General features: G+C 68.2%; 4 protein-coding genes and 1 pseudogene. 3 read left to right on the forward strand and 2 right to left on the reverse strand.

Going from position 1 to position 5912, the window contains the following annotated elements; genetic code table 11:
* Positions 1–73: 73 nt before the first annotated feature.
* Together ACZ6CZ_RS37435 and ACZ6CZ_RS37440 are read right to left on the reverse strand one after the other, a co-directional pair.
* Positions 74–457 (reverse strand): GNAT family N-acetyltransferase, encoded by a 384-nt coding sequence (locus ACZ6CZ_RS37435; RefSeq protein ID WP_469030466.1) that lies wholly within the window; start codon positions 455–457, stop codon positions 74–76.
* Positions 458–539: 82 nt separating this feature from the next.
* Positions 540–1175 carry a TetR/AcrR family transcriptional regulator gene (locus ACZ6CZ_RS37440; RefSeq protein WP_469030469.1) on the reverse strand — a complete coding sequence of 212 codons (636 nt, stop codon included), beginning with the start codon at positions 1173–1175 and terminating at the stop codon, positions 540–542.
* Between the two features lie 66 nt (positions 1176–1241).
* Between ACZ6CZ_RS37440 and ACZ6CZ_RS37445 the strand changes: the two genes are divergently transcribed.
* The 3 genes and pseudogenes from ACZ6CZ_RS37445 to ACZ6CZ_RS37455 form a co-directional block, all read left to right on the forward strand.
* A complete protein-coding gene (locus ACZ6CZ_RS37445; protein WP_469030472.1) occupies positions 1242–2846 on the forward strand; it encodes an FAD-binding oxidoreductase in 1605 nt (534 codons plus the stop codon).
* A gap of 1135 nt (positions 2847–3981) precedes the next feature.
* Positions 3982–5193 carry a glycosyltransferase gene (locus ACZ6CZ_RS37450; RefSeq protein WP_469030475.1) on the forward strand — a complete coding sequence of 404 codons (1212 nt, stop codon included), beginning with the start codon at positions 3982–3984 and terminating at the stop codon, positions 5191–5193.
* Positions 5194–5279: 86 nt separating this feature from the next.
* Positions 5280–5617 (forward strand): annotated as a pseudogene (locus tag ACZ6CZ_RS37455) (transposase family protein); the annotation flags it as partial.
* Positions 5618–5912: the final 295 nt, after the last annotated feature.

A 5912-nucleotide genomic window follows, 5' to 3' on the forward strand; every position in this document is an offset into this window, starting at 1 on the left:
CGCTCGTTTACGCAGCTCAGCGGGGTAGGAGGAAGGGCGTGCCATGACTCGATCCTTTCACGGAATCGAGTCTCTACCGAACCCGGAACGGTTCAGTAAGTAGACAGCGGATCAAACGTGTCGCCAGACCCCAGCGAAACCATTCCGGTTCCACACAGACGCGGTCGATGTCGACAATGTTCTCTCCATCTGGGATCTGCCAGGCGACAAAAGCAGCGATCTGTCCGCTCTCCGCGACGGCTCCGAGCCAACGCAATGGCTGACCTCGCATCTCGTCCATGCTCTCGTGCAAAGCTGGGATCCCGTCGAAGCCGATCAGCTCAGCCTCGATCGCATAGGCACGGCGCCCAATCCGATGCACGCTCGCGGCCGTGACATCGTCTGCCAACTGCAACTCACACACTTCGAAGGCAACTGCACCACGATCAGTGAACTTGTTCGGTACGGGAAGTGTCATTCACCGATAGTAGTCTTCGTCCTCGAGCAGTGATGAATACTCCTTCCACCCTCCGCTTCACCTGCGGATCTCAGACAGTTACTCAGGTGCTGTCATCGGCGGCGAGGACGGTGCGGCTGGCCTCGAAGAGCCGGGCGCAGCGCTGGGTCATGGCTTCGGGTGACTGGTCGGGGTGGTTGATCCACCAGCGGACCAGAGCCGTGCACAGGCCGCGCCATGCGTACGTGAGGGCATCGGCGTCGAGCGGGTCGCTTGTTCCGGCGGTGTGCAGGAGGTCAGCGGTGCCGATCGCGGCGAGGTCGTCGATGGCATCGCGGTAGTACGCCGCGCGGTGGGCGGCGCCGCTGCCGGGCGGCAGCGAGGGGTCGTACAGGACGAACCACATCTGGCGCTCTTCATTCAGAGCGGTGAACAGGGCGTTCAGCACGCGAAGGGGTGTCGGCGCCGCACCGGTGCCACGTTCGGCCATCGCGGCGTGGATGGCATCCACCAACCGGTCACCGACCGGATTGAGGCACGCGAGGTAGAGGTCTTGCTTGCTGCCGAAGTACTGATGCAGCAGCGGCTTGGTGACGCCCACACGGGCGGCGATGGCGGCCACGGTCGTGGCCTCGTAGCCATAGCGGCCGAACTCCTCGGTGGCCGCGGCCAGGACCTGCCGTTCGCGGTCGACTCTCGGCACGCCTTTGGTGCCGGCCTTGGAAGGGAGCGTCGCCATGGATCGAATCTTACCCTAGGATAATTTACCCCTGGGTAAATTAATCCCACCCGTTGGAGCGCACCCATGCCTACTCCCACGACCGATCCCGGCACCTCCCGCACCCGCTCCTGGTGGGGCTGGGGCTACACGGACGCTCAGCCTGATGACGCCGAGTGCGCCGCAATGGGCGCCCTGTTACCGGGCACCCTGGAACGTCCGCTGCCGATACCCTGCATCGCCGACCTGCCCATCGTTCGCCCCGCCGTGACTCCCCCGCCCTCCCTGGCGCACCTGCTCACCGCCGCTCCGCAGGCGCGCGCCGCCCACGCCAGGGGCAAGGCTTACCGCGACGTCATCCAGGCCCTGCGCGGCCGGCCCAACCGGATTCCCGACCTGGTCGCCCACCCGACCGAGGACCAGGAAGTGGCCGACTTGCTGGACTGGGCCGGCAATCACAATGTGGCCGTCATCCCCTTCGGCGGCGGCTCCTCGGTGGTCGGCGGCGTCGAGTACCGCGGCGGCGCCCACCGCGCCGTGCTGTCGCTCGACCTCACCTCAATGAACCGCGTCCTGGAGATCGATACCGCCAGCCGCTCGGCGCGCATCCAGGCAGGGGCCCTCGGCCCCGTGTTGGAAGCCCAGTTGCGGCCCCATGGCCTGACCCTGCGCCACTTCCCGCAGAGCTTCGAGTTCTCCACCCTCGGAGGCTGGCTAGCCACCCGCGCCGGCGGCCACTACGCCACCGTCCACACTCACATCGACGACTTCGTGCAGTCCCTACGCGTGATCACCCCCATGGGGACCGGCACATCTTGGCGGCTACCCGCATCCGGCGCCGGGCCGTCGCCCGACCGGCTCTTCCTCGGATCCGAGGGCACGCTCGGCATCATCACCGAGGCATGGATGCGCCTGCAGGAACGCCCCCGCCACAAAGCCTCGGCGTCCGTGTCCTTCACCGACTTCCACCGAGCGCTGAACGCCGTGCGCGCCATCGCCCAGTCCGACCTCGCCCCGGCCAACTGCCGCCTGCTCGACCCCGGCGAGGCCCTGTTCTCCGGCGCCTCCCAGGACGGCTCCAGCGTCCTGGTGCTGGGTTTCGAATCCGCCACCAGCCCCGTCGACGACCGCCTGGCGACTGCCGTGGACCTGGCCCGTACCCACGGCGGACACGGCCAGACGCATGAGGCCGACCGCGCCGCCCCGGGCGACTCAGCCGTGAGCGCCTGGCGCTCGGCGTTCCTGCGCATGCCCTACCTACGCGACGGTCTGGCCCGCATGGGGGCCGTCGTCGAAACCTTCGAAACCGCCGCCACCTGGGACACAATCCCCGCCCTGATCGACGGCGTCCGTACCAAGGTCGGCGCGGCCGCCGTCAAGGCCACCGGACACGCGGCCACCATCAACTGCCGCCTGACCCACGTCTACCCGGACGGGGCCGCCCCCTACTTCACCGTGGCCGTCGCCGGTCGCCCCGGCCACGAAGTCGAGGTCTGGGACGACATCAAAGCCGTCGTCGGCGAGGTCCTGCACCACCACCGCGCCACCATCACCCACCACCACGCCGTCGGCCGCGACCACCGCCCCGGCTACGACCTCCAGCGCCCGGAGCCCTTCGCTCTGGCCTTGCGCGCCACCAAGGACGCCCTGGACCCCCACCGCATCCTCAACCCCGGCGTCCTGCTCGACTGACCTGGCCACCGGGCGGTCGAGCGAGAACGACGCCTTGCTCTTGCCGTGGAACCGGGGGGAGGTAGAGATCCCCCAGTTCTTCGAGCAGGCCGGTATTCCCGCGACCGCCAACCGCTTCGTGAACAACCTCAGAACCAATTGACACGGATCACGCAGGAAGTGGACGCCAGGTATCCGGACAGCACCGACCTGACCATCGCCCCGGCCGCGGGCGAGCCGTCACTCAAGAGGCGTGTCGGCGACGAGTGCACCGCCCCCCGCGGCGGCGCTGGAGGCCGAGCTGGACCGGCGGCTCCCACCGCGGGGCATCCTGAAGCACCTCGCCCGGGCGGCGCACTGGGCCGGCTGGTGGTACCGTCTCGGCCCCTTTGTCGGGTGCGGATCCGGAGTTCAAGGCCTCTCCCGGGGTGCCTGGTCACCGCGTTCGCCTACGGCTCCGGCCTCGGTGCGACGCAGGCCATCCAGCACATCCGCATCGCCTCAGCGTTGGAGCCGGCCATCCCGCGGGGTCGGCCGCGCCGTTCGCACGGCCGTGCTGCTGCGGTAGTTGCCGGATCCGGTGCCGCGGGAGCAGAGCCAGTGGGCGCCAAACAAGGCCGCGGCCTACAACCGGTTCACCGAGTGGCTGCGCTCCGGCAACGCTGGCTGGCTAGCCAGCCGCGATCCGGAGCTGCAGGACAAGGCGGTAGATTCCTCGACCTCCTCGCCGCCAACGTGATCTTCTCCACCGCCATCGACATGACCCGGGCCCTGCGCCGGATAGCCCGTGAGGACTGGACCCTTACACGCGAGCGACCTGGCTGTGCTCAGTCCCTACCGGCGCAGAACTCCTCCGCTTCTGTGACTACACCACTGACCAGCCCCGCGATCCCCCACCCGCCTATAACGCGGGACTCCACGCCATCACCGATAAAACAGGCGTACGCCTCCGGGTTCCATGATCGACTAGCGTCGGCAGAGGGATGGGCCCACACGCTGATGCAGGTATCGCCGTTCGGAAGCCGAGGCGGCAGACGGCTCCGCTTAAATCTCCCGTTCAACCATATATCGCATGAGGGATCTTGCCGCAAGCCCCCTATATCGGGCGAGCATGGTCCTCCGCGTGACGAGGCGCGGCAGGAAACGGGGAGTGCACATGCGGGTGCTGTTGTCCACGATCGGCTCGCGAGGAGAAGTCCAGCCGGTGATCGCCCTGGCCCTGAGGCTGCAGGAGCTGGGACAGGAAGCCGTGGTGTGCGCACCGCCTGATTTCCGGGAGTGGGCGCAGTCACTGGGGATCACCTATGTTCCGGTCGGCCCTGAGCTGCACACCACGGCGAAACGGCCGGCGGGGACTGTGACCACGCCCGAGCAGCGACGACAGATGATCGAGGGCACGGTTGCGGATCAGTTCGCGGTGGTGGGTTCGGCTGCCGAGGGATGCGATGTGATCGTGGCAGGCGGTGCCCTGGCGATCGCGGCTCGCTCGGTCGCCGAACGGCGAGGCATCGGCTACGTGTACGCCGCGTTTGCACCCATGACGCTGCCCTCGCCGCACCACGCGCCGCCCGTCTTCGGATTGCTGGGAGACAAGCCGACGGACGGCATCATCGACAACCAGACTCTGTGGGCCCAGGACGCACAACGCTGGAATGCCATATGGGGCGCGGCTCTCAACGCGCAGCGCGAGGCCGCAGGGCTCGCCCCGGTCGGCGACGTCAGACGCCACATCTTCACCGACGCCCCCTGGCTTGCCGCCGATCCCATCCTGGCACCGTGGCCCGAGCCGTCGGAGCTGGATGTCCTGCAGACCGGGGCGTGGACGCTGACGGACCACCGCCCGCTCCCTACCGAGCTGGAGGAATTCCTCGACGCCGGCGAGCCGCCGATCTACTTCGGATTCGGCAGCGTACGCGCCCCCGAGGGGATCGCCCGGACGATGATCGCGGCCGCCCGAGCGCTCGGCCGCCGCGCAATCCTCGCCCGCGGTTGGGCCGACCTCTCTCTCGACGAGCCCGCTCCCGACTGCCTGACGGTCGAAGAGGTGAACCAGCAGACGCTGTTCCGCCGAGTCGCCGCGGTCGTGCACCATGGAGGGGCAGGCACCACCACCACGGCCGCCACAGCCGGGACACCCCAAGTACTCGTCCCGCAGATGTTCGACCAGTTCTACTTCGCTCACCGCGTCGACCAGCTCCAGATCGGCAGCGCCCACCTGGGCAGCAGCCCGACGGCCGACTCCCTCACCACAGCGCTGCGACACGCCCTCACCCCGCAGGGGGTGCAGGCCGCCCACACCCTGGCGGGCCACATTCGCACCGACGGTGCACTCACCGCAGCCCGCCTACTGATCACCAAGGAGAACTGACCCACGCAAAGCCCCCGCCGCGCTGTCCTGTTGGCTTGCCAGCGCTGGCCGGGACCGCCCACGCCTGCACCTCAAGGATGATCGCTCTGCTGATCTCGCTCGCACTGCCGGGACGGTGTCACGACCCAACCGCGGCTCGCACGCACCGGATCATCCGGATCTGCGAGCGTCAAGGCGTGCCCGTCCGCACCGACGGGCCTACCAGGGCATCGGCACCTCGGTGACCGTCGGACTCAAGGGCCACCCGGTGGCGGACTCCCCCCGACCAGCGCACCGTCAACCGCGCTCTCGCTACGGCTCGCGCACCTGTCGAACGCGGCATGGCACGACTGCATCCTGGCGCATCTTCCGCAGGTCACGCAGCAGCTCGAGTCGAATGACGTCAATGGTCAAGGCCATACTCACTCTCGATCGGCAACGCTGAAAGAACTCAATGGTGCCCTGGGAGAGCTATTCGGCGCGGGCCTGGAACTGCCGGCCCTTTGAAGCTGGACCGGACGGTGCCTCAGGTCAGGCTCCACGTGCAGGGCGAGATATGCGCCTGGATCGCCGAGCGGGTGGGCCCGACCAGATCCCGGCTGGCGGGGCTGCTGGTGGTGCCGAACGGTGAGCGCCGCAGCCCGTTACTGACCTTCAAAGCGTGGTGTCGTAGGGGCTGACGCTTCGTGATCCCTGCGGTAGGCCGACTGCATGAGGTATCCGCAAGGGGGTGGGCTGAC

The sequence above is a fragment of the Streptomyces sp. NPDC041135 genome (genome assembly GCF_055592085.1).

What these genes read in the sequence shown, in the direction of transcription:
- ACZ6CZ_RS37435 (WP_469030466.1), bottom strand. Translation starts at nt 457, where the DNA reads ATGACACTTCCCGTACCGAACAAGTTCACTGATCGTGGTGCAGTTGCC.
- ACZ6CZ_RS37440 (WP_469030469.1), bottom strand. Translation starts at nt 1,175, where the DNA reads ATGGCGACGCTCCCTTCCAAGGCCGGCACCAAAGGCGTGCCGAGAGTC.
- ACZ6CZ_RS37445 (WP_469030472.1), top strand. Translation starts at nt 1,242, where the DNA reads ATGCCTACTCCCACGACCGATCCCGGCACCTCCCGCACCCGCTCCTGG.
- ACZ6CZ_RS37450 (WP_469030475.1), top strand. Translation starts at nt 3,982, where the DNA reads ATGCGGGTGCTGTTGTCCACGATCGGCTCGCGAGGAGAAGTCCAGCCG.